The sequence below is a fragment of the Gammaproteobacteria bacterium genome (genome assembly GCA_019911805.1).
Lineage (GTDB): Bacteria > Pseudomonadota > Gammaproteobacteria > Thiohalobacterales > Thiohalobacteraceae > JAHJQQ01.
Window position 1 is genome coordinate 263,575 of the sequence record JAIOJV010000077.1, and the last position, 21,263, is coordinate 284,837.

The window sequence follows — 21,263 nt, forward strand, 5'->3', positions numbered from 1 at the left end:
TTTGCCGGGCTCCCCGGCTAGCCCTGTTTCGGCAGGTTCTGCCAATGGTTGACCGGGATTCGCCTGCCGCGCGTCCGGTGCCGGTGATCCACCCTGCTACCACGCCAGCGGTCGGTCGAGCGCCATCAGCAGGGCGGCGTCGCGCTGGTAGATATCGGGACGGAAGACCAGCCCGCCATCCGCACCCGGGTGTACCGTCCAGTAGTGCAGGATCACCGGTACGGGATGCGTAAGGTGGATGTCGCGGGTCTCCCCTGCGGAGAGCAGCGCGGCCACATCGGCCGGGGTACCGGTATCGTCGAAGAGGTGCTGGGCGAGTTCCAGCACGCCTTGCACACGGATACAGCCGGAACTGAAGGCACGCTGCTCGCGGCCGAACAGCGCCTGGGCGGGCGTGTCGTGCAGATACACCAGGTGGTTGTTGGGGAAGCGGAGCACTACCAGCCCGAGGGCGTTGTTTGGTCCCGGGCCTTGGCGCAGGATGACGTTACCAGGGTTCCGCCAATCGATCTGCGCCGGGTCCAGTTGCAGGCCCGAGGGGCTCAGCACACTCATATTTTGCCGGTTCAGGTAGCCCAGGTCACGGCGCACCCGCGGCAGTACGTCCTCGCGGCGGATGGTGGGTGGCACTGTCCAGGTCGGATTGAGGGTCAGGTGGGTGATGGCCGAACGCAGCGACGGGGTGCGGCGATAGGGCAGCCCCACCACGATGCGTGAGCGCCAGGTCTCCCCAGTGGGGCGGAAGTAGCTGATCCGGTAACCGGCGATATCCACCAGTACGAAGGCTCCCGGCAGGCCATGGAGCAACCAGCGGGCGCGCTCCAGGTTGACCCGGATCTGTGCGATGCGCTCGGCCACCGGGACATTCAAGGCCGCTCGGGTCTGCCGACCGACGATGCCGTCCACCTCCAGCAGGTGGTGCTGTTGGAAACGCCGGACGGCATCCACCAGGAGGTCATCGTAGCGGCGTGGCTCCAGGGATTCCGATGCGGCCCCGCGAACAGCGAACCGGTCCGGTGCCACCACCTCCCGCTCGCCGATGATCGTCAGTCGCTGGCGCAGCAGCGTCACATCGTCATGGATGTCCCCGGGCCGCAACGATTGCTGCCGGGCCGGTAACTTCGGCCAGCCACCTTGCCGTTCGATACGGCGGTAGCGGGCCAGACCGGCCCGCAGGCGCTCGTAGGGCGCCGCGGGAGGTCGGGCCAGGATGAAGGCCTGCTCGAAGCGCTGGGCATCCACCGCCTGCGATATTGCCGCGAGATCCAGAGGTGGCGCATCGATGGGTACCTCCCAGTCCGGATCGATGTGGTGAGGATCCACCTTGCCGCGCTGAAGGTGCTGCAGGGCGGTCAGCAGGACACGGCTGACCTGCAGGTCGAAGCGCGCCTGGTCATCGGGTGTGCGCCCCGCGGAACGCACGTGACGGTGTCTCGCCACCAAGGTATCTGGCTGGTAGTCCAGTGAATTCAGGCCATCGGCTTCCAGGCCGTTCAGGGCCGCGGCAAAGCCGGCGACGGTCTCGGCCTCTTGCCAGGCGGGCCGCCCCTGTCGGGCGGCGTAGAAATCCTGCAGGGTACGCACCTCTCCGGGGAGCCGCTCGGCCAGGGCGTCGGCCACCGCGGGCCCTCCCTTCGCGGTGGCGACCCAGGCGATCAGCGCGAGCAGCATCACCCCCGTGAGTACCCGTATCTTCAGGTCTCTCCTTACGGGCATGAGACCTCCTTGCTGCGGCGATGAGGTCTGGTCATTGTATCTCTCAGGGTTATACTGGCAGCCCAAACGGGGCCGCGGAGAAGCCGGCGCCCTTACCTTATCAGCCTGATCGCCCCGCCGAGCGGAAACGGCCGGGAGCAGGGCACAGCATGCCACAAGGCAGGTTTTCCGAATGCCGACCCACTGCCTGAATCGCTGGCTTCCCGGCACGGCCCTCTGCAGCCTGCTGCTGGGTACCCTGTCTGTCCTGGCGAGCGATGCCGTTCCGATTCCGGCCTACAACGCCGATACACGACATTCGCGGACCCTGGACCAGACGCTGACCCGACTGGCGCCTGACGCCGACCCTCAGGTCCTGCGTCTGGCGGCCCGGGCCATCACTTGCGCCGCGCCGGATGCCGAGCGCCTGGCGGTGATCGATTTTTCGCGGCCCTCCACTGAGCCGCGCCTCTGGGTCTTCGACCTGCAGCACCGGCAACTGCTGTTCAAGGAGTTGGTCTCCCATGGCCGGGGATCCGGCAATGCCGTCGCCAGGTCCTTCTCCAACGTACCGGAGAGCCATCAGTCCAGCATCGGCCTGTTCCGCACACTGAACAGCTACCAGGGCAGAAACGGCTACTCGTTGCGCCTGGAGGGGCTCGAACCCGGGGTGAACGATCTGGCGTACCGGCGCGCCATCGTCATCCATGGTGCCGACTATGTCAGCGAAGCCTTCATCGCCCAGACCGGTCGCCTCGGCCGCAGCCACGGCTGCCCTGCGGTCCGTCAGGAGGTCGCCGCATCGCTGATCGATAGCATCAAGGAGAATCAGTACCTCTTCACCTACTATCCCGATCCGGAGTGGCTGGCGAACTCGGATTTCTTCCGCTGCGAACGGGATGCGGCGCAGTTGGCCCGGAACTGAGCCGTCCCCGAACTCGTGTAGCGCGTCATCTATAGCATGCGGAGCGCTGGCTTTCGGTCGTTCTCGAAAAACCCCAGTGATTGAGAGTTGCCTGTATCTGGGTTGTGGGCTGGACAAAACTTCTACCACGAAGGACACGAAGGACACGAAGTAAAACCCGGCCAATACAAAACCAAAAGTACTCACCTGTTCAGCAGAGAATGACCGCCCCGCGCGTCCGGGGGAACCGATGTTTCTTCCACCAACATGGACTTGGCTTTTACTTTGTGTCCTTCGTGTCCTTCGTGTCCTTCGTGTCCTTCGTGATTATTGCTGTTTACGTCAGCACATGACACTGCGTAGCCTGGATGGAGCGCAGCGTAATTCGGGAAAATGACGGTTTTTACCCCGGATTCCGGCCTGGTGGTCTGCATCCGGGCTTGGGTGATCCGTCAGGCGCATAATACGTTCAATAATCTGGTAGCTGTGCCGCGGCGATCTCCCGCAATTTCGGTACCGCCAGCCCGGCCAGATCCGCTTCCTCCAAGGCTCTGCGCAAACGGGCCGGTGCGCTGCGACCCATACAGGCGTGCTGCGGGTCACCATCGAAGGCCTCCAGCATGCCGGCGATCAGTGCGGCACTGTCGAACTGCTTGCCGGTGAGCTGTTCCTGAATATCGATGACGTCCCGGGCCACCGTGCGCGCCAGAGTCTCGTGGTCACGCCAGAGTTCCGCCACCGTCCCGCCAACGACCAATCCCGCAATATTAGTGGTAAGGATGTAGACATTCTTGCGCACCAGTTCGAACAGCAGTTCGTCTGCGCTGGCCACAATGCGTGTCGGTATGTCGAGCCCTTCCAGGGCGTCACTCAACAAGGTGGCCTGGGTGCCAAAGACCGGTGAGGGGATCACGACCGTTACATCCTGACCTTTCTTCTTCTCGAACCACACTGAAATGACGGTGGGCTGTGGCAGTCCGGCCGCCTCCCAATCGCGCGGCAGGAGTTCATTCTGCAGCAGTGCCAGGCGATCCTGCCAGGCCTTGGGAATGGTGCTCAGGCTCGCCTGGAGATCCTTTTCGGCGACGGCCAGCAATGCCATCAGGGGTGTCGGCAGCGCATCCGCCACCGCGGCAATGTCCATGTCGCGGGTGACGGGATGCACCGGATGGCCCAGACGCAGCAGTCCGCGGGCAAACACCGCCCCGAGTTCACCGATACCGATTACGATGACAGCTTGTTTCATGTGGGTTGCATCTGCTGGTGTAGGAGGCGGGCCAGTTTAAACGAGCACCGTACGCGATGCGAATACCGGGAGGAATGATGCGATTCCACGGTACGAACGGCCACCGCGCCGGGTCTCGGGCTGTGAGCGATCGCTGGACTTGATCAAAAAGGGTGTCTATTCTCCTTGTATTCAGGGGCGTTGAACTTGAATGCCACTTACCCGCGATAGGCGTCCACTCCTTGGGTGGCAAGGGCTGTACCGACGTGCGCCATCTGCGGCTTCTGGTGTAGCCGCGTCGACGTTTCCCAGACGAGGTGAATCATGCAGGTACCTTTAGAACTTACTTTCAGAGACGTGGAACGTTCTGACCAGGTAGAAGCGGTCGTGCGTGAACGTGTCGATAAATTGGGTCGTTATTTTCCGCATATCATAGCGTGTCGTGTCGCGCTGGAAGTGCCTAACCGGACCCCGCAATACGATGTCCGTAACCATCGGGTGAGCATCGAAGTCAGTGTTCCGGGCGAAGAGTTGGTCGTGTCGCGTGAGCCGAACGAGCACGCAAATTTCAGCGATATTTATGTGACGATTCGTGACGCATTCGATGCGGCTGAACGGCAGTTGCGGGGCTATTCCGACCGTCTGCGAGAGACGCGAAAGCCACGTGAGGAAATGCCGTATGCCGTCATCAATAAGATGTTCCCGGATGAGGGCTATGGCTTTTTAACGACGCCGGACGGGCGTGAAATCTATTTTCACCAGAATAGTGTATCTAAACCGGGCTTCTCCAAACTCAACGTGGGAGATGCCGTTCGCTTTGTTGAAACACTTGGGGATGCCGGGCCGCAGGCAAGTCTGGTCGAGGGTTTGGGGCGTGATGGCACGCATATCTATCCGCCCGAGCCGGGGTCGCCCTGAAGCAGTTCAGTGATGCAGACGTCTGTACAGGTATTCCCCGGGCTGGGACGCCGGGCGGGGTCTTTTGCCTCGCTCTAGCGATGTGTGGTCAGCGAGCCTTGCGATAGGCTATAGACAAACTGCGTGGACCCCTGCCAGGGGCGCGCGCAAAGCATGGGCACGGGAAAGGCGCTAAGTGCACCGTCCCGACGAGGGGCGGTCGAAGTGTAAGCAAAAACTTACGCGACAATGCCCATGCGACCGCATGACATAATGGGTTGAATCGCTATAATTCGCCCCTGACAACAATAGAAATAAACTCATGAAATAACGTATTTCCTGTATTTCAGCGTGAGACCCAATAATGGCTATCCGCACGGCCAAGTACTGAAACCGGGGTCGAAGCGCGATTATTCCAACCTGGACTCTACGTGCCCCACAGGCGGTGCCGTTGTGCCGTGCCGGGCTGCTGCGTGACTGTTGGGAAGTGGTTTGTCGCGTCTCATGGGCGCATGCACCAGACGTTGGGAATGCGTGCAGGCAAGCGGGGGTGGTTCGGCATCGGTTGATGCAGTGCCTAGCTCAAGATCGCAGACCAGGTGTTCGCACAAGATGCCGCCCCTGCGAGAACCAGAATTCAAACGAATAAGAGGATTGTTCTAAATGAATAGTATGGGTCGTCTGAGATTGGCCGGAATCTGCATGCTGGCGCCGCTGACGCTGGCCGGTGTCAGTTCCTCGGTGTCGGCAGCCGCGGTCGATCTTTCGCTCTGGTCTGCCGAGTCATATCCGGCCGTTAGTGGTTTCGGTGCAGGCATCTGGACCGTCAACGCGACCAATGACAGCGTCACTCAATCCGTGAATGGACAGCCGACCGTCTTCTATAGTGACTTTCCTGCGTTCGGTACTGCGGTCGAGGGAACGATTCGTGTCGCGAACAGCGGCGGTGACGATGACTACATCGGTTTTGTACTCGGTTTCCAACCGTACGATTCGACCAATCCGGCGGCGGACTACCTGTTGGTGGACTGGAAACGCGCCCCACAGTCATACAATTTCGGCACCCCGTCGGCCTCACCCGGCGGCAACGCACCTGCGGGGCTCGCGGTATCCCGCGTGTTCGGTATCCCGGATGCCGATGAGTTCTGGCAGCATACCAATCTCTCTGGAACGCCGGAAACATCCGGCCTCCAGGAGCTCGCCCGCGGCGCAACCCTGGGCAGTACCCGTTGGGAGTTCAATCGCGACTACGTCTTCACCTTCGATTTCGGGCCTCACGACCTGCAGATCTATGTCGATGACGTGCTGCAGTTCGATCTCGCGGGTGACTTCAGCAACGGCAGGCTGGGTTTCTATAACTTCTCCCAGGCCCAGGTGATCTATTCCGCCTTCACGGTGGAAGAGGGTAGTTTCACCGTCGTACCGATACCTGCGGCGGCATGGCTGCTCGGCAGCGGTTTGATGGGTCTCCTGACAGTCGCCAGAAGAAAAACGCTTTGATTGCCGGCACGATCTCCAGGTGCAACGCGACCAGGATGATGGCACTATCACCGAACTGCGATTGATGTTCACGTAATCACATGATGCTGCGTAGCCCGGAGGGGGCGCAGCGTACCCCGGGAAAACGGTGATCTTGTCCCGGATGCCGGCCTTACGGTCTGCATCCGGGCCACGGGTACTCCGTCAGGCACATGCAACGCTCGGTAACAGCATGGATATCGTGACCCAGGGCCTGCTCGGAGCGGTCGCCGCACAAAGCGGCGGCGATCGCCGCGACGTGCGCATCGCCGCGTTCGGCGGGGCCGCCGCCGCCATGCTCGCCGATGCCGACGTGCTGATACGCAGTGACACTGATCCACTGCTGGTGCTTGAATATCATCGCCATTTCAGTCACGCACTGGCCTTCATCCCGATCGGCGCACTGATCGCCTCCGTACTGTTGTGGCCGCTGTTGCGTGGGCGCCTGACGTGGCGTCGCATCTACTGGTTTGCCTTGCTCGGCTACGCCACGGCGGGTGTGCTCGACGCGTGCACGAGCTATGGCACCCGCCTGTTGTGGCCGTTCAGCGACGCATCGATTTCCTGGAGTATCGTTGCGGTGGTCGACCCGCTGTTCAGCGCCATCCTGATCGCCTCACTGATCATCGCGTGGCGAACGCGCAACCGCCACTGGGCACGGCTGGGCGTCGTCATGGCCATCGCCTACCTCGGGTTCGGTGCGATTCAGCACCAACGCGCACTCGGGGCCGCAGAAATGCTGGCATCTCAGCGTGGTCAGGCCCCCGAGCGCGTGCTGGTCAAACCCACCATGGGCAATGTCCTGCTGTGGCGCGCGCTCGCGATCAGTGGCACCACCGCCCATATCGACGCCGTGCGTGTGAGTGTGTCGGGTGACACCCGCGTGTACGCTGGTACCACCGCGCAGCTGGTCGTTCCCGAAACATGGGCGGATCTCCCGCACGACTCCCATGCCTACCGCGAGCTCCAGCGTTTCCACGGCTACTCGGACCATCTGTTGGTCGTCCATCCGCACGACCCGAACTACATCGGTGACCTGCGCTACGCCATGCTCCCCACCGGGATTGCACCACTGTGGGGCATAGAGCTTGACCCCTCGCGACCGGACGAACCGATCCGGTTCGCGACCCGACGGGAACTGACGCCCGCCATGCGGAGTCGTTTCGTGGACATGTTGCTGGGTCGTGACTAGGAGCCTGTCGGACCGGGACTGATCTGCTGCGCCAGCGGGAGGGCCGTTCGTGCAGACGGCCCGCGCCAATGAACAGGACGTGGGTCTCAGGTGGATTCGAACAGATCCGACTGGGTGCACATGTCGTCCTGGTCGATGAAGCCGGACAGACCGACGCCGACCAGGCGGTAACGCGTGGTCGGCGGCAGATCGACCCGCTGGCGTAATTCACAGGCGATGTCGGTCAATGCCGCCAGGGTCGTCGGTTGTGACGCGGGCGTCAGGCTGCGGGTAAGCAGGCGGAAGTCGCCGGTCTTGAGCTTCAACACGACGGTGCGGGCGATGCGGGTCGGGTACCGCGAACGCTCATGCTGGTAACGGGCCCAGGACTTTTCGGCGAGGCGGCGGATGTGGGGCTCCAGCTCGGTCAGCAACAGGTCGTGCTCGAAGGTGTCCTCCGCGGAGATCTGCACGGCCGGGCGCTCCGGGCGTACCGGCTGGTCGTCGATGCCCAGCGACAGCTCGTGCAGGCGCCGGCCCCAGCGGCCGAAACGCCGCTCCAGCTCGCCCACCGGCAGCAGGCGCAACTGGCCGACGGTGGTGATGTCCAGTTCGGCCAGCTTACCCTGCATCACCTTACCCACGCCCGGCAGGCGGCCGACCGGCAGCGGGGTCAGGAATACCTCGACCTGGCGCGGCCGGAGCACGCAGATGCCGTCGGGCTTGTTCCAGTCCGATGCGATCTTGGCGAGGAACTTGTTGGGGGCCACGCCGGCGGAGGCGGTCAACCCGGTTTCCTCGCGGATCGCGGTGCGGATCGCCTCCGCCGTGGCGGTGGCCGAGGGCAGACCACTGCGGTTGGCAGTGACATCCAGATAGGCCTCGTCCAGCGACAGTGGCTCGACCAGGTCGGTGTGGCGGGCAAAGATGGCGCGGACCTGGCGCGATACCGCCTGGTAGCGGCCGAAATCCGGTGGCACGAAGATCGCCTGCGGACACAATCGTTCCGCGTGCACCGCCGGCATAGCCGAGCGTATGCCGAATACCCGCGCCTCGTAGCTGGCCGCGCAGACCACCGAACGGGCGCCGCGCCAGGCGACCACCACCGGCTTGCCCCGCAACTCCGGATCGTCGCGCTGCTCGACCGACGCGTAGAACGCATCCATGTCGATGTGCAGGATCTTGCGGAGGGGCGGCGGCATGGTGTTCCGGATAGTTCCCGCGCTGGGGCGATGGACCGGCTGGCTGGGTGAAAAACGGGGATGTCCGCCTGTCATTCGCAGGTATCCAGGCAAGGCCCGTGTCATTGCTCTTGCAGCCGGCGATCCTGCTGAACACACCGGCTGACCGTCGGACTTGGAATATTCAAGTGGCAGCACATGCTGGCAGGATAGTAGCCGAGGCGGATCTGACCTGCCAGTGCGAGAAGCTCTACGCCCTCGTGCCGCTGGTGATCGCCTGATTACAGGGTTCAGCCCGGGACGCTATCCGCAGCATCGTCGCAGTACTGCATTAGATCCTCGGGGATACCCTCCGGGCAGACGCCGCACTGGCGGTTGCCGGGCACGGCGAAGTCAATGAATTTCGGGTATGCCAGCTTGAGCTGACCCATGATCTCGACGAATTCCTCGAGGGTTTTTCCGCCGCCGCAATAGGGATTGCGGGTCATTTCCTGGCCGATATTGGACACCCGCCGACCATCATAATCGTGGGCCGGATAGACCAACGTATCGTCGGGCAGGGTAAAGAGTTTGTCCGTGATCGAGTGGTACAGCGCCTCGCTATCGCCGTTCTGGAAGTCGGTACGGCCGCAGGCGTCGATCAGCAGGGCGTCGCCGGTGAACACGCGGCCATCCAGCAGGTACGCGAAGTGGTTGTCGGTGTGGCCGGGGGTGTGCAGCGGCTCCAGCGCGATGCTCCCGAAGGTGAACGGTGTACCTTCTTCGATGGGGGTATCGGTGCATGGCAGCCGGTCCAGTGCCGGGTTGGCGATGCGGCTGCCGGTCTCACGCTTGAGTCGGGCCGCCGCGGTCAGATGGTCGGCGTGGATGTGCGTATCCAGGGTATAGGCGAGCTTGAGGTTCAGCGCGCTGAGCTCGGCCAGGTCGCGCTGCCAGGCAGGCAGTACCGGATCGATCAGAATGGCCTGTCCGGTCTCCTTGCAGCCGAGCAGATAGGTATACGTACTCGAGATCGGTTCAAAAAGCTGTTTGAAGAGCATGCTCGATTCTCCCGTTGTTCTAGCCGACCATCATCGTCTGGCCGTGAAAAAAATGGCCACGGAATCCACGGAACGACACGGACAAGATCATCTGCTGCACACACCAGCGCTCTGCACCTGCCAAGTGGTGATTGATCGAGTCCTTGCGCAGACGGCCGTCGATCTGACTGTCGCACTCATGGCTGAGTATAGGTGAGAGCCGAAACCGGCGGGTGATTCCAGATCGGGAGCAGGGTCGGCTGTTGGATTTCAGCCGGCAGAGTCAACGGGAGCAGCGGTTGCAGACGAGTCGGTGCCGGCCAGCACCGGCCCGCGCATCACGTCCCCTTGACCACCAGCACCGCACAGGGTGTTTCGCTGAGGATACGCTCGGATGTGCTGCCCAGCAGCACCCGTTCCAAGGCACTGCGGCCGTGGCTGCCGGTGACGATCAGGTCGGCGTTGCGGTCGCGCGCCACGTCCACGATCACGCTGGCGGGCTGACCCTCCAGGAGCAGGCCTTCGGCGCGCACATCCTTCGATGTCATATGGGCGACAGCCAGATCGATGGCCGTCTGCGCCTCCGCACGGCGTTCCGGCCCGTGGCTCGGTGTCGTCACCGAGACGACCGTGACCCGGGCGTCGCAGAGCCGTGCCAGTCTGGTTGCAGTCACCGCGGCAGTCTCGGCAAAGCGTGAGCCGTCGGTGCCGACCACGATGTGGCGGCCTTCGATATGGGCGGTACGGGGTACCACCAGCACGTTGGTGCGTGCGAGTCCGATCACGTGCGCGGTGGCATGGCCGAGCATCATGCGCGCCAGGCCGCGGCGGCCGCGGCGGCCCATGATGATGAGGTCCGCCTTGGTGCGTTCGGCGAGATCGACGATCTCCTGCTGCACGTTCTGACCGTGGATCAGGTGTGTCTCACAGCTGATGCCGGCCTCGGTCGCCTGCGCCTGCACCTGCTCCAGGTGGCCCTGGCCCGCCTCCAGTTCCTGTTTGAGGATAGTCTCACCCAGGCCTTCGTGTTCGACGCCGGTGGCAACCAGGGACATCACATGCAGCTCAGCACCGCACTTGCGCGCCATGGAGATGGCCTCGCGTACCGCCGCGGCGCTGAACTCCGAGCCGTCACTGGCGACGACGAAGCGCTCGAAGCGCCCCAGCGGCGAAAGTTGCGTGCCCGCCAGCGCGGCCTCCGGTGCAGTCTCGGCGAGTGGTACGGCAACGGCCGCTTCGGTCGCGGCCGCAGCCGCGACCACCAGGCGGTGCTCGCGCATCCCTTTATACAACGCCACCAGAATCGTCACGGCACCGAACAGCAACGCGAACGTGAGCGTGCCTTGTCCGATCCGATCGAGCACGCCGACGGTTCCCTGGTTCAAGCCCTCCAGATAGCCCAGCTCGACGAGATAACCGGGGATGTAGAAGAAGCGGCTCACCAGCACCAGCAGCATGATCGTCGCCATCACGAACTTCACCACATGGTCCTTGACATAGGTGGTGCCGATGGCGCCGATCTGAATACCGAACAGCGAGCCGGCCAGGATGATCATGGACAGGCGGATGTCGACGAAGCCATCCAGCGCGTAGAAGAAGCTGCCGCCCAGACCCATGACGAAGGCCACGACCAGCTCGGTGGCGCTCGCCATCAACGCCGGCAGACCGAGCACGTACATCATGGCCGGTACGCCGATGAAGCCGCCCACCGCGATGGTCGCCGCCAGCAGGCCGGTGGCGAAGCCCAGCGGCGCGATCACCAGGAACGAGATCCTGGCGTCGATGCTCTTGAAATGGATCATCGTGCCCGGGATGCGCAGCTCGCGTACCCAGCGGACCAGCGGGGTGAGCGGTCTGGGGCCTTCCTCGACGGTCGTCTCGCCGCGCTTCTCGCGCAGACTGTCGCGCAGCACGATGGTGCCGACGATGCCCAGCACGACGACGAACACGAACGACACGTACAGGTTCGTGCCGGTGGCGCCGAAGGCGTCGCGGATGGCCACCATGACATTCTTGCCGAACAGCACCCCGGCCTCGGCGAACAGCCCCATCACGATACCCAGCTTGATGTCCACCTGGCCATAGAGATTGCGTTTGTAGGCGCCCACCAGGGACTTCGGAAACTTGTGGGCCATGTTGCTGGCCACGGCGACCACGCCCGGAACACCGAGGCTCATCATCGCCGGGGTGAGTACGAAGGCGCCCCCGGAACCGATGAAGCCGCTGACCATGCCGCCGACGAAGCCGACCAGGAACAGCACCACGACCGTGGTGAGGTTCAGTTCGATGAAGGAGATACTTTCCATGGATGGGTTTCGTTATTTTTTGGCGCGCAGGCCCAGCAGGTCCCAGAAGTAGCCCGTGAAGGCGCCGTGTACCAGCGAGAACACCATGGCGATCACCAGCGGCACGAGGGCATAGAGCTTCTCGCCCTGGCGGGTGGCCTCGGCCAGCTCCGGCAGCTTGGCGGAGAACAGGAACAGCAACAGGTACAGGCCGGCGCTGGCTGCCCCCAGGATCAGGGTGACCACCAGCGCCCGCCGGGAGCCGCGCGTGTGCATCGGACCAGTCCTCGCAGTAGGTTGAAAAGACAGGAGATGAGCCACTTTACCAACGAACGGGCCGGAATAGAACAAAATTGTCTTGACGCCCCTATAACGAAATTTTGAGCTTTATTTGACGAATGTCCGGGGTTTGGGATTCGGGATTCGGGATTCGGGATTCGGGATTCGGGGGCCGGGGGCCGGGGGGCCGCCCGTGGTTGTCAGGCAGGCCGAGGTGGGAATCCATGGTACGGACTTCGGCGGAATTCCCTTACCATAGGCACAACTATGACAACACGCCGGTACCGCCGGGGAACCACCACCATGCCTTTCGCCGTCCTCCTGACGCTCATCGCTATGGCGCTGAGCGGGTGTTCGAAGACCGAGGAGCCGCCGCTTGCCGCCGCGGCCCCGCCCTGGGTCCGCACGGTCGCGGTGCGCAGTGACGGCCCGCCGCAGCTCGGACTGACGGGCCGCGTGCGGGCCCGCTTCGAAACCCCGGTGGCGTTTCAGGTGGATGGCCGTATCGCGGTGCGCCATGTCGATGCCGGCCAGACGGTCGCGGCCGGACAGGTGCTGTTCGAGCTGGACCCCAAGGACTTGCACGAATCCTTGAACGCCGCCGCGGCCGCGCGCGCGGCCGCCGCGGCCGAAGTGAAGACCGCACAGGACGAACTCGAACGCCACCGGGACCTGCTGCAGAAGGGGTTTATCGGCCAGCAGGCCTATGATCGTGCCGTCCTGGCGGAACGCACCGCGCGTGCCCGGCTCACGGCGGCGGAGGCCGATCTCGAACGCGCGCGCAATGGACTCGGCTATGCCGTGTTGCGTACCGACCGTGCGGGTGTGCTCGTCGAGGTACAGGGCGAGGCCGGGCAGGTGGTCGAGAGCGGCCAGACCCTGGCGCTCCTCGCGGTCGAGGGCATGCGTGAGATCGAGGTGGCGCTGCCCGACGGCGCCGCACCGCAGCGGGGGCAGGCGATCGGTACCGATGGGACCCCCGTCGCGATCACGCTGCGTGAGGTGGCCGGTGCCGCCGACCCGGCCAGTCTGACTTGGCGGGCGCGCTACCAGCTCGAGCACGGCGCCAGCTTCGCCCTGGGCTCGGTGGTGCGCGTGACGCTGCAGGCGGCGGCACCGGCCGGGCCGATCTTCGCCGTGCCGATCGGGGCGCTCGACGAACGCGCCGAGGGGCCACGCGTCTGGCGGGTGGTGGACGGCCGGGCGCAGCCGTTGCCGGTCACAGTCGTCTCCCTGGGGCAGGAGACGGCGCGCATCAGCGCCGCGTTACCCACCGCGGCGCGCGTGGTGGCCTTCGGCACGCATCTGCTGACGCCGGATATGGCGGTACGGGAACAGGTTAGATGAGTTTCCCGAACCTCTCCGCGCTCGCCGTGCGCGAGCGCGAGATCACGCTGTTCTTCCTGCTGGCGTCGATCTTCGCGGGCATCTATGCCTTCGCGACGCTGGGGCGCGCCGAGGATCCGGCCTTCACCGTGCGCGTGATGGTGGTGTCGGTGCTGTGGCCGGGCGCGACCGCCGAGCAGCTGCAGATGCAGGCCGTCGACCGTCTGGAGAAGCGTATCCAGGAGGTCGAGTACCTCTACCGTATCGAGACCACCGTGCGGCCCGGGCGCGCCGATCTGCAGGTCGAATTCCACGACTACACACCGAGCGAGAAGATCCCCGATCTGTTCTATGAGGTGCGCAAGCGCATGCTCGACGAGGCCCCGCAACTGCCGCAGGGCGTGGTCGGGCCCATCGTCAACGACGATTTCTCGGATGTCTACTTCACGCTGCTGGCGCTCTCCGCGCCGGGGCTGCCGCTGCGTGAGCTCACGCGCGAGGCGGAGGCGGTCCGTGACCGGCTGCAGCGTGTCGCGGGTGTGCACAAGGCGCTGCTGCTCGGTGAACGTCCGGAGCGCGTCTATCTCGAATTCGACACGACCCGGCTGCTGAATCTGGGTGTGTCGCCGCAGCAGATCTTCGCCGCCATCGATGCGCACAACCGCGTCCAGCCGGCGGGGCAGTTCGAGACACAGGGGCCGCGGCTGTATCTGCGGGTCGACGCGGATCTGTCCGACCCCGCCGCGCTGCGTGCGGTGCCGGTGCGCGTGGGCGAGCGTATCCTGCGGCTGGACGAACTCGCTGACGTGCGCCCGGGGTATGAAGATCCGCCTGCCTATCTGGTGCGCGCCCAGGGCGAGGATGCGCTGCTGCTCGGCGTCGTGATGCAGCGGGGCGAAAACGGCCTGGAGCTGGGCGAGCGCCTCGCCGGCTTTCTCGCGCAGGAGCGTGCGCAACTGCCGCTGGGCATGGCGCTCACGCAGCTCACCAATCAGGCCGATGCCATCGTCTGGGCCGTCGATCTGTTCCAGCTCAAGTTTCTGGCCGCCGTCGGCGTCGTGATGCTGGTGAGCTTCCTCGCCATCGGCCTGCGCGCCGGCCTGGTGGTGGGTATCGCCATCCCGGTGACGCTCGGCATCACCTTCCTGCTGATGGAGATCACCGGCATCGACCTCGATCGCGTGACGCTGGGTGCACTGATCATCGCACTCGGCCTGCTGGTCGACGATGCCATCATCGCCATCGAGATGATGCTGGTGAAGATGGAGGAGGGCTGGCAGCGCGCCCATGCCGCGGCGCACGCCTGGAACGTCACCGCCGCACCCATGCTGTTCGGTACGCTGGTCAGTGTGGCCGGCTTCGTGCCCATCGGCTTCGCCCAATCGGGTGTCGGTGAGTATGCCGGCAACATCTTCTGGGTGCTGGCCTATGCGCTGCTGTCGTCGTGGCTGGTGGCGGTGGTGTTCACGCCGTACCTGGGTTATCGGCTGCTGCCGGAGATCCGTGCGGGCGAGGCGCTCCGGGCCGAGATCGAACTGTATCAGACACCGCGTTACCGGCAGCTGCGCGCGCTCATCGGCGCCTGCGTGGTACACCGCACGTGGGTGGTCGCGGGTACCGTGGGCCTGCTGCTACTGTCCGTCGTCGGCATGGCCGGGCCGGTGCAGAAGCAGTTCTTTCCCACCTCCGACCGCACCGAGGTACTGGTGGGCGTGTCGCTGCCGCAGGGCAGCGCCATCGCCGGCACGGACGCGGTCGTGCGGCGCATCGAGGCGCTCCTGGCGCAGATGCCCGAGGTCAGGACGCTGTCGGCCTACGTCGGTGCCGGCGCGCCGCGCTTCTTCATCTCCGCCAATCCCGAGCTGCCGGACCCCGCATTCGCGAAGATCATCGCCGTAGCCCACGATGTGAGCGCGCGTGACACGGTCATGGCCACGCTCCAGCGCCACATCGACGCCGGCGAGTTCCCGGAGGCGCGGATGCACGTCACCCAGCTGCTCTATGGCCCACCCGTGGTGTGGCCGTTGAGCTTTCGCATCCTCGGTCCCGACCCGGCCGAGTTGCGTCGTCTCGGCCATGCCGTGCGCGCGGTGATGGCGGCGAATCCCCACGCGGTGGAACCGCATCTGGAATGGGACGAGCGGGCGCCCGTGCTGCATCTGGCCATCGATACCGAACGGCTGCAGCGCATGGGACTCACGCCGCGTGGGGTCGCCGAGCAGCTGCAGTTCCTGCTCGACGGCGTCGCGGTCGCCGAGGTGCGGCAGGGTATCCGCGCGGTGCAGGTGCGCGCGCGCGGCCGGCACGACGTGACACCGGAGCAACTGGCGGGGCTGGAGATCAAGACGCCCGCGGGCCACAAGGTACCGGTCATCCACCTCGGTCGCATCGAGACGGTGTACGAGGATGTCGTGATCAAGCGCTACAACCGCGAGCCTTTTCTGGCGGTGAACGCGGAGGTGCGCGGCGCACAGCCGCCGGACGTGACCGAGGTCATCTGGCGCGATCTGGCGCAGATCCGCGCGACGCTGCCTGCGGGTTATCACATCGATATCGGTGGTACGGTGGAGGAGTCGGGCAAGGCCGATGCGTCGATTCAGAAGCTGCTGCCGGTGATGGTCGGCCTGATGCTCATCTTCGTAATGCTGCAGATGCGCAGCTTCTCCGGCACCTTCATGGTGATCGCGACCGCACCGCTGGGGCTGATCGGCGCCACCGTCGCGCTGCTGCTGTTCAATCAGCCGTTCGGTTTCGTCGCGCTGCTCGGTCTGATCGGCCTGGCGGGCATCCTGATGCGCAACACGCTGATCCTGACCCAGCAGGTCACCGACAACCTGCGTGACGGCATGGCGGCGCAGAGCGCCGTGATCGAGGCCGCCGTGCGGCGTGCCCGGCCGGTGATGCTGACCGCAGTGGCGGCCGCGTTCGCCTTCGTACCTTTGACCTTCGACGGCTTCTGGGGACCGCTCGCCTATGTCCTGATCGGCGGTGTGCTCGCCGGCACGGCGATCACGCTGCTGTTCGTGCCGGCGTTGTATGCGGTGTGGTACCGGCTGGGTGACGCCCGGCATCCGCCATGATCTGCCACTGATTCCCGCCGACCCATGCCCATGTCGCCCGGCGCGTCAGGCCGGATAGCAGCGCGCCCGCATGCGCGCGCAATAGGCGACGAGGTTGGCGTGCGCGCGGCCGTGTGCCTGCAGTGCATTGCCGTGCGGCTGGTCGAGGATGTTGGCGAGGAAGGCGTACAGGCTCATGTCGAGCGTGCGCGGTGCGTCGCCGAGGAAGAAGGGCTGGTCGCCCAGCAGGTCGGCGAGTGCATCCAGCAGCCGCTGGCCTTGTGCATATGCACCCACCGGGTCCGCCGGCGACAGCCCGCGCCGGCGCAGCTGCCGTAAGAGCGTGCGGCGGATCAGGAACAGCAAGGGGCCGCGCATGAACAGGGGTAGCGATTTCACCAGGTCGGGCCGGAACACCGCCCAGCCCGCCGGATCGCCCCAGCGCATGAACACCACCTGCCAATAGAGCCGCTCCTCCACCAGTTCACGGACAAAGAATGCCGTCGCACGCTCTGCCGCGCTCAGTCCTGCATCCAGCGGCGTCGCCTGCCGTGCCTCGTAGTGCCGGACGATCGCCTCCGAATCCGCGATCATCTGGCCGTCGTCGACGACGAACGGGATCTGCCCCGTCGGTGACCGCCGCGGTCCACTCGGGACCGCGCGGAACGGGATATCACGAAAGCGCAGATACGTCTCCGCCTTCATGCAGAACGGACTGGCGTTCGGCAGGCCCCAGAAGGGCCGGAACTGGTGCAGTTCGATCATCGGAGCTCTCCCCATCCCTCAATGCCATGCCCGGATGCGGGCTGGACGATCATCGGCCAGGCGGGAGGCGCGGGTCAGTGATCGCGTCACACAGCGATGGGTGGGTACGGTGCACCTTGAGGGTATCTTGGAGGGTATTTTGGGGCGTATTTCTCAGCGCCCCGTGCATTGTCCGGGCCGCCGGCGCAGCGATCGCACCGCCTCACCCCACCGGCGCCAGTCCCGTGATGACGTAGCCACCGGACTTCTCGTCGCGCTGCAGCTGCAGGAGCTTGCGTGCCTCGGCCTCCTCGAGCATCTCGCCGAAGCTGCGGAAGCCGTGGTAGCGCTCAGCGAAGCCGGGCTTGCGGCGTTTGATGGCCTGCTTGACCATGGAGCCCCATACCTTCTCCTGTTCGCCGCGCTCCTCGAACAGGTCCTCGACCATCGCCAGCAGCAGATCCATGCCTTCCTGCTTGCGGTCCGCGTCGGTCTTCTCGGCCGGCTTCACGGCGGCGACCTTTTTGTTGGTTGGGGTCTTCTTCTTGGTACGACGCTGCTTCTGCTCCGTACGCACCAGATCGTCGTAGTAGATGAACTCGTCGCAGTTGGCGATCAGCAGGTCGGAGGTGGAGTTCTTCACACCCACCCCGATGACGATCTTGTTGTTCTCGCGCAGCTTGCTGACCAGCGGCGAGAAGTCGGAGTCACCGCTGATGATCACGAAGGTGTCGACGTGGGACTTGGTATAGCAGAGATCCAGGGCATCGACCACCATGCGGATGTCGGCGGAGTTCTTGCCGGACATGCGCACGTGTGGGATCTCGATCAGCTCGAAGGCCGCCTCGTGCATCGCCCCCTTGAACGCCTTGTAGCGGTCCCAGTCGCAGTAGGCCTTCTTGACCACGATACTGCCCTTGAGCAGCAGGCGCTCGAGCACCTTCTGGATGTCGAAGTCGGCATACTTGGCGTCGCGCACGCCCAGCGCGACGTTCTCGAAGTCGCAGAACAAGGCCATGTTCTGGGTCTGCGGTTTACCTGTCATGGATATGCTCCTGGTGGGTGTTCGTGCTTGCCCGGAAAAATTCACTCTGTATACCCACTGCCGTCCCATAAACCAAAACCTATATTGGCCACGGAAACACACGGAAATACACGGACAAGATCATATGCGTCATACGACAACCTACGTCACCCGCCAGGTGCTGAGGCAGAGCTTCGTGACGCAGTTTCATTTCAGGAATCTGATTAATTCGTCGTACCGTCATTGCGAACGAAGCGAAGCAATCTCCTTCTACGGTAGATCAACAGCTTGGAGATTATTCGCTGCGCTCACCCCTGCGGGCGTTCTGCGCTCGCAAGCTCGCTGGTGCCGCGTCGCTACGCCCATAGAAGCCCTGCGGGCTTCATTATGGGTACCTCACCCTTCGGGTCTAGGCATTCTCGCAATGACGGATTAATCAGAGGCTCCTTCAATGTCTTCCGTGTGTTTCCGTGGCCAATATAGGTTTTGGTTTATGGGGCAGCAGCGACGTAGCCCGCAGTCATCTCATCGCGGTCGGGTTTCCGGATTTTATATCATGACTTTTTCCGTGTTGTTCCGTGGATTCCGTGGCCAAAAACAGCGGCCTCCGGTCCGTGCCGGTGGGGACAGCGCCCATGTTCACAGTCTAGCGCGTCATAGTGCCCAAGTGTCCGGCCGGCGGCAACGCCGACGGCGCTGCCGGGCGGGCCGCGGTCGGCAGTATGCCGCCCCTGGGCCGCCCCTGGGTTAGAATCACCCCAGGCCACCCCAGCCCCTCCACATCGCAAAAACGAAGGTGAAACCCATGGCCAATTCCTTTGGCGATCAGTTCCTCAAGGCCGGCCTGGTGAACAAGGCCAGGCTCAACGAGGCGCAGAAGGCGAAGAGCAAGCAGCAGAAGCAGAAACTGAAACAGAAGATCGAGACGGTCGATGAGGCGGCAGTGGCGGCGCGGCAGGCCGCGGCCGAGGCCGCCGAGCGCGACCGCGAACTCAACCGCCGGCACCAGGAGGAGGCCGAGCGCAAGGCGGTGCAGGCGCAGATCCGGCAGCTGATCGAATTGAACCGACTGCCGCACGACGGCGAGGTCGGCTACAACTTCCAGGATGGCGCGGCCATCAGAAAGATCTTTGTCACTGAGATGATCCGCGACCGGCTGGCGGGTGGTGTGCTCGCCATCGTCCGCTACGACGAGGGCTATGAAGTCGTCCCGGCGGTCGTGGCGGACCGGATCCTGCAGCGCGATCCCGCCTGTATCGTCAGCCGCGCGACCGCGCAGCCGCAGGCAGAGGACGCGGAGGATCCTTACGCGGACTACAAGGTTCCGGATGATCTGATGTGGTAGGCGGGATGGGTTGTGAGGCGTGAGGCGTGAGGCGTGAGGCGGAAAATCTGTTATTGGCCACGGAAGCACACGGAAAAACACAGACAAGACCACAAGACCATAGGCTGCACAAGGCTACCCACTACATTCCGCGTTACCTGCCAGGCGCTGATGCTGCGTTGCTACGATTCGCTGCCCTGCAGCGGCCGTGCGGCACACGGCGCATGATCAACTAGACTTCAATACAGCTGGACGCAGCGCGGATATCCGCCCGAGTCCGGCAGCGGCTTCTTCTGTTCACAGGAAGGTGCGTTATGACCCTGTCAGAGATATCCACGGCCCGCGTGTCCGAGCGCGCCGCGTCGCTCAGCGAGGAGTACCGGCGCGTGCGCGCGGCATCGGAGGCGTTGTGCGCCCCGCTCGCAGTCGAGGACTATGGGATTCAGACCATGCCGGACGTCAGTCCGCCGAAATGGCACCTCGCCCACGTGTCCTGGTTCTTCGAGACCTTCGTGCTCAAGCCGTTCGCGCGCGGCTACACGGAGTTCCACCCGCAGTTCGCGCACCTGTTCAATTCCTACTACGAAACCGTGGGCACCTTTCACCCGCGCCCGGAACGCGGCCTGCTGGCGCGGCCGACCGTTGCAGAGGTCTTCGCCTACCGCCGGCATGTCGATGCGGCGATGGCGCGGCTGCTGGCGGATCCGCCCGCGCAACATGCCGATGCCATTCGCCAACGGGTACAGCTGGGGTTGAACCACGAGCAGCAGCACCAGGAACTGCTGGTCACGGACATCAAGCACATCTTCGCGTACAGCCCGCTGCGTCCGGTGTATCACGCGAACGCCGCGCCGCGCTGTGCCGCGCCGAAGGCGGACTGGATCGCTTTTCCAGCGGGGCTCCATGAGATTGGTCATGACGGCGACGGCTTCGGTTTCGATACTGAGTTTCCGCGCCACCGGGTGTTTCTGGAGGCGTTCCTGCTCGCATCCCGGCCGGTGAGCAACGCCGAGTACCTGGCCTTCGTCGAGGGCGGCGGCTATCGGCGCGCCGAGCTCTGGCTGTCCGCGGGCTGGGCACAGATACGCAACGCGAAATGGGATCATCCACTCTATTGGGAGCGCACGGCCGGGGACTGGGAGCACATGACGCTCGCGGGCTGGACGCCACTCGATCCGGATGCACCGGTCTGTCATCTGAGCTACTTCGAGGCGGACGCCTACGCGCGCTGGTGTGGTAAGCGGTTGCCCACGGAAATGGAATGGGAGGTGGCTGCGACGCGCCTGCCGGTACGGGGCAACTTCGCCACCAACGGCTGGCTGCAACCGGCCGCCACTGCGCACACCGGTCTGACGCAGATGTTCGGCGACGTCTGGGAATGGACGTCTTCGGCCTATGCGGCCTATCCGGGCTATCGGCCGTTGGGTGGGGCGCTGGGTGAATACAACGGTAAATTCATGTGTGGTCAGTTCGTGCTGCGCGGCGGTTCGTGCGCGACTCCGGCCGGGCACATACGCGCCAGCTACCGCAACTTCTTCTATCCGCACGACCGCTGGCAGTTCAGCGGGCTGCGTCTCGCAGACGATCTCTGAGGGCCGCCGCCGCGTGTTGC

The 21,263-nt window shown here is 64.3% G+C and carries 16 protein-coding genes; 8 read left to right on the plus strand and 8 right to left on the minus strand.

What is annotated here, in order from left to right:
* Positions 1 to 96: 96 nt before the first annotated feature.
* Positions 97 to 1,671, minus strand: a complete 1,575-nt coding sequence (locus tag K8I04_10305) for a L,D-transpeptidase family protein (GenBank protein ID MBZ0072101.1) — start codon at positions 1,669 to 1,671, stop codon at positions 97 to 99.
* Between the two features lie 217 nt (positions 1,672 to 1,888).
* Between K8I04_10305 and K8I04_10310 the strand changes: the two genes are divergently transcribed.
* Positions 1,889 to 2,620: a murein L,D-transpeptidase catalytic domain family protein gene (locus tag K8I04_10310; protein ID MBZ0072102.1), complete on the plus strand. Its 732-nt coding sequence runs from the start codon at positions 1,889 to 1,891 to the stop codon at positions 2,618 to 2,620.
* 448 nt (positions 2,621 to 3,068) lie between these two features.
* Here K8I04_10310 and K8I04_10315 read toward each other — a convergent pair whose 3' ends face one another.
* The gene (locus tag K8I04_10315; protein ID MBZ0072103.1) at positions 3,069 to 3,845 is read right to left on the minus strand and encodes a hypothetical protein; all 777 of its coding nucleotides are present in this window, start codon (positions 3,843 to 3,845) and stop codon (positions 3,069 to 3,071) included.
* A gap of 303 nt (positions 3,846 to 4,148) precedes the next feature.
* On the opposite strand from K8I04_10315, the gene K8I04_10320 reads away from it, so the two are divergent.
* From K8I04_10320 to K8I04_10330, 3 genes are all read left to right on the plus strand, one after another.
* Complete coding sequence (locus K8I04_10320) at positions 4,149 to 4,742, plus strand: HPF/RaiA family ribosome-associated protein (GenBank protein MBZ0072104.1); 594 nt, start codon at positions 4,149 to 4,151, stop codon at positions 4,740 to 4,742.
* Positions 4,743 to 5,423: 681 nt separating this feature from the next.
* Positions 5,424 to 6,221, plus strand: a complete 798-nt coding sequence (locus K8I04_10325) for a VPLPA-CTERM sorting domain-containing protein (GenBank protein MBZ0072105.1) — start codon at positions 5,424 to 5,426, stop codon at positions 6,219 to 6,221.
* Between the two features lie 211 nt (positions 6,222 to 6,432).
* Positions 6,433 to 7,431: a metal-dependent hydrolase gene (locus tag K8I04_10330; protein ID MBZ0072106.1), complete on the plus strand. Its 999-nt coding sequence runs from the start codon at positions 6,433 to 6,435 to the stop codon at positions 7,429 to 7,431.
* 86 nt (positions 7,432 to 7,517) lie between these two features.
* Here the strand turns inward: K8I04_10330 and dinB are convergent, their stop codons facing one another.
* The 4 genes from dinB to K8I04_10350 all read right to left on the minus strand — a co-directional run bounded on the left by dinB (position 7,518) and on the right by K8I04_10350 (position 12,171).
* Complete coding sequence (dinB, locus tag K8I04_10335) at positions 7,518 to 8,612, minus strand: DNA polymerase IV (GenBank protein ID MBZ0072107.1); 1,095 nt, start codon at positions 8,610 to 8,612, stop codon at positions 7,518 to 7,520.
* Between the two features lie 269 nt (positions 8,613 to 8,881).
* Positions 8,882 to 9,631 (minus strand): MBL fold metallo-hydrolase, encoded by a 750-nt coding sequence (locus K8I04_10340; GenBank protein ID MBZ0072108.1) that lies wholly within the window; start codon positions 9,629 to 9,631, stop codon positions 8,882 to 8,884.
* Between the two features lie 317 nt (positions 9,632 to 9,948).
* The gene (locus K8I04_10345) at positions 9,949 to 11,916 is read right to left on the minus strand and encodes a universal stress protein (protein MBZ0072109.1); all 1,968 of its coding nucleotides are present in this window, start codon (positions 11,914 to 11,916) and stop codon (positions 9,949 to 9,951) included.
* A 12-nt stretch (positions 11,917 to 11,928) separates the two neighbouring features.
* The gene (locus tag K8I04_10350; protein MBZ0072110.1) at positions 11,929 to 12,171 is read right to left on the minus strand and encodes a hypothetical protein; all 243 of its coding nucleotides are present in this window, start codon (positions 12,169 to 12,171) and stop codon (positions 11,929 to 11,931) included.
* A gap of 306 nt (positions 12,172 to 12,477) precedes the next feature.
* Between K8I04_10350 and K8I04_10355 the strand changes: the two genes are divergently transcribed.
* Positions 12,478 to 13,521, plus strand: a complete 1,044-nt coding sequence (locus K8I04_10355) for an efflux RND transporter periplasmic adaptor subunit (GenBank protein MBZ0072111.1) — start codon at positions 12,478 to 12,480, stop codon at positions 13,519 to 13,521.
* Complete coding sequence (locus tag K8I04_10360) at positions 13,518 to 16,580, plus strand: efflux RND transporter permease subunit (GenBank protein MBZ0072112.1); 3,063 nt, start codon at positions 13,518 to 13,520, stop codon at positions 16,578 to 16,580. The genes K8I04_10355 and K8I04_10360 overlap by 4 nt, the downstream gene beginning before the upstream one ends.
* Positions 16,581 to 16,625: 45 nt before the next feature.
* Here K8I04_10360 and K8I04_10365 read toward each other — a convergent pair whose 3' ends face one another.
* Both K8I04_10365 and K8I04_10370 read right to left on the minus strand, forming a co-directional pair.
* Positions 16,626 to 17,324, minus strand: a complete 699-nt coding sequence (locus K8I04_10365; protein MBZ0072113.1) for a glutathione S-transferase family protein — start codon at positions 17,322 to 17,324, stop codon at positions 16,626 to 16,628.
* Positions 17,325 to 17,526: 202 nt separating this feature from the next.
* A complete protein-coding gene (locus K8I04_10370) occupies positions 17,527 to 18,348 on the minus strand; it encodes an NYN domain-containing protein (protein MBZ0072114.1) in 822 nt (273 codons plus the stop codon).
* A gap of 784 nt (positions 18,349 to 19,132) precedes the next feature.
* Here K8I04_10370 and K8I04_10375 point away from each other — a divergent pair.
* Together K8I04_10375 and egtB are read left to right on the plus strand one after the other, a co-directional pair.
* A complete protein-coding gene (locus tag K8I04_10375; protein MBZ0072115.1) occupies positions 19,133 to 19,672 on the plus strand; it encodes a DUF2058 domain-containing protein in 540 nt (179 codons plus the stop codon).
* 293 nt (positions 19,673 to 19,965) lie between these two features.
* Positions 19,966 to 21,243 (plus strand): ergothioneine biosynthesis protein EgtB, encoded by a 1,278-nt coding sequence (gene egtB / locus K8I04_10380; GenBank protein MBZ0072116.1) that lies wholly within the window; start codon positions 19,966 to 19,968, stop codon positions 21,241 to 21,243.
* Positions 21,244 to 21,263: the final 20 nt, after the last annotated feature.

Excerpts from the sequence above, each read along its gene's own strand:
- K8I04_10305 (MBZ0072101.1), bottom strand. The coding sequence starts at position 1,671 with ATGCTGCTCGCGCTGATCGCCTGGGTCGCCACCGCGAAGGGAGGGCCC.
- K8I04_10310 (MBZ0072102.1), top strand. The coding sequence starts at position 1,889 with ATGCCGACCCACTGCCTGAATCGCTGGCTTCCCGGCACGGCCCTCTGC.
- K8I04_10315 (MBZ0072103.1), bottom strand. The coding sequence starts at position 3,845 with ATGAAACAAGCTGTCATCGTAATCGGTATCGGTGAACTCGGGGCGGTG.
- K8I04_10320 (MBZ0072104.1), top strand. The coding sequence starts at position 4,149 with ATGCAGGTACCTTTAGAACTTACTTTCAGAGACGTGGAACGTTCTGAC.
- K8I04_10325 (MBZ0072105.1), top strand. The coding sequence starts at position 5,424 with ATGCTGGCGCCGCTGACGCTGGCCGGTGTCAGTTCCTCGGTGTCGGCA.
- K8I04_10330 (MBZ0072106.1), top strand. The coding sequence starts at position 6,433 with ATGGATATCGTGACCCAGGGCCTGCTCGGAGCGGTCGCCGCACAAAGC.
- dinB (MBZ0072107.1), bottom strand. The coding sequence starts at position 8,612 with ATGCCGCCGCCCCTCCGCAAGATCCTGCACATCGACATGGATGCGTTC.
- K8I04_10340 (MBZ0072108.1), bottom strand. The coding sequence starts at position 9,631 with ATGCTCTTCAAACAGCTTTTTGAACCGATCTCGAGTACGTATACCTAT.
- K8I04_10345 (MBZ0072109.1), bottom strand. The coding sequence starts at position 11,916 with ATGGAAAGTATCTCCTTCATCGAACTGAACCTCACCACGGTCGTGGTG.
- K8I04_10350 (MBZ0072110.1), bottom strand. The coding sequence starts at position 12,171 with ATGCACACGCGCGGCTCCCGGCGGGCGCTGGTGGTCACCCTGATCCTG.
- K8I04_10355 (MBZ0072111.1), top strand. The coding sequence starts at position 12,478 with ATGCCTTTCGCCGTCCTCCTGACGCTCATCGCTATGGCGCTGAGCGGG.
- K8I04_10360 (MBZ0072112.1), top strand. The coding sequence starts at position 13,518 with ATGAGTTTCCCGAACCTCTCCGCGCTCGCCGTGCGCGAGCGCGAGATC.
- K8I04_10365 (MBZ0072113.1), bottom strand. The coding sequence starts at position 17,324 with ATGATCGAACTGCACCAGTTCCGGCCCTTCTGGGGCCTGCCGAACGCC.
- K8I04_10370 (MBZ0072114.1), bottom strand. The coding sequence starts at position 18,348 with ATGACAGGTAAACCGCAGACCCAGAACATGGCCTTGTTCTGCGACTTC.
- K8I04_10375 (MBZ0072115.1), top strand. The coding sequence starts at position 19,133 with ATGGCCAATTCCTTTGGCGATCAGTTCCTCAAGGCCGGCCTGGTGAAC.
- egtB (MBZ0072116.1), top strand. The coding sequence starts at position 19,966 with ATGACCCTGTCAGAGATATCCACGGCCCGCGTGTCCGAGCGCGCCGCG.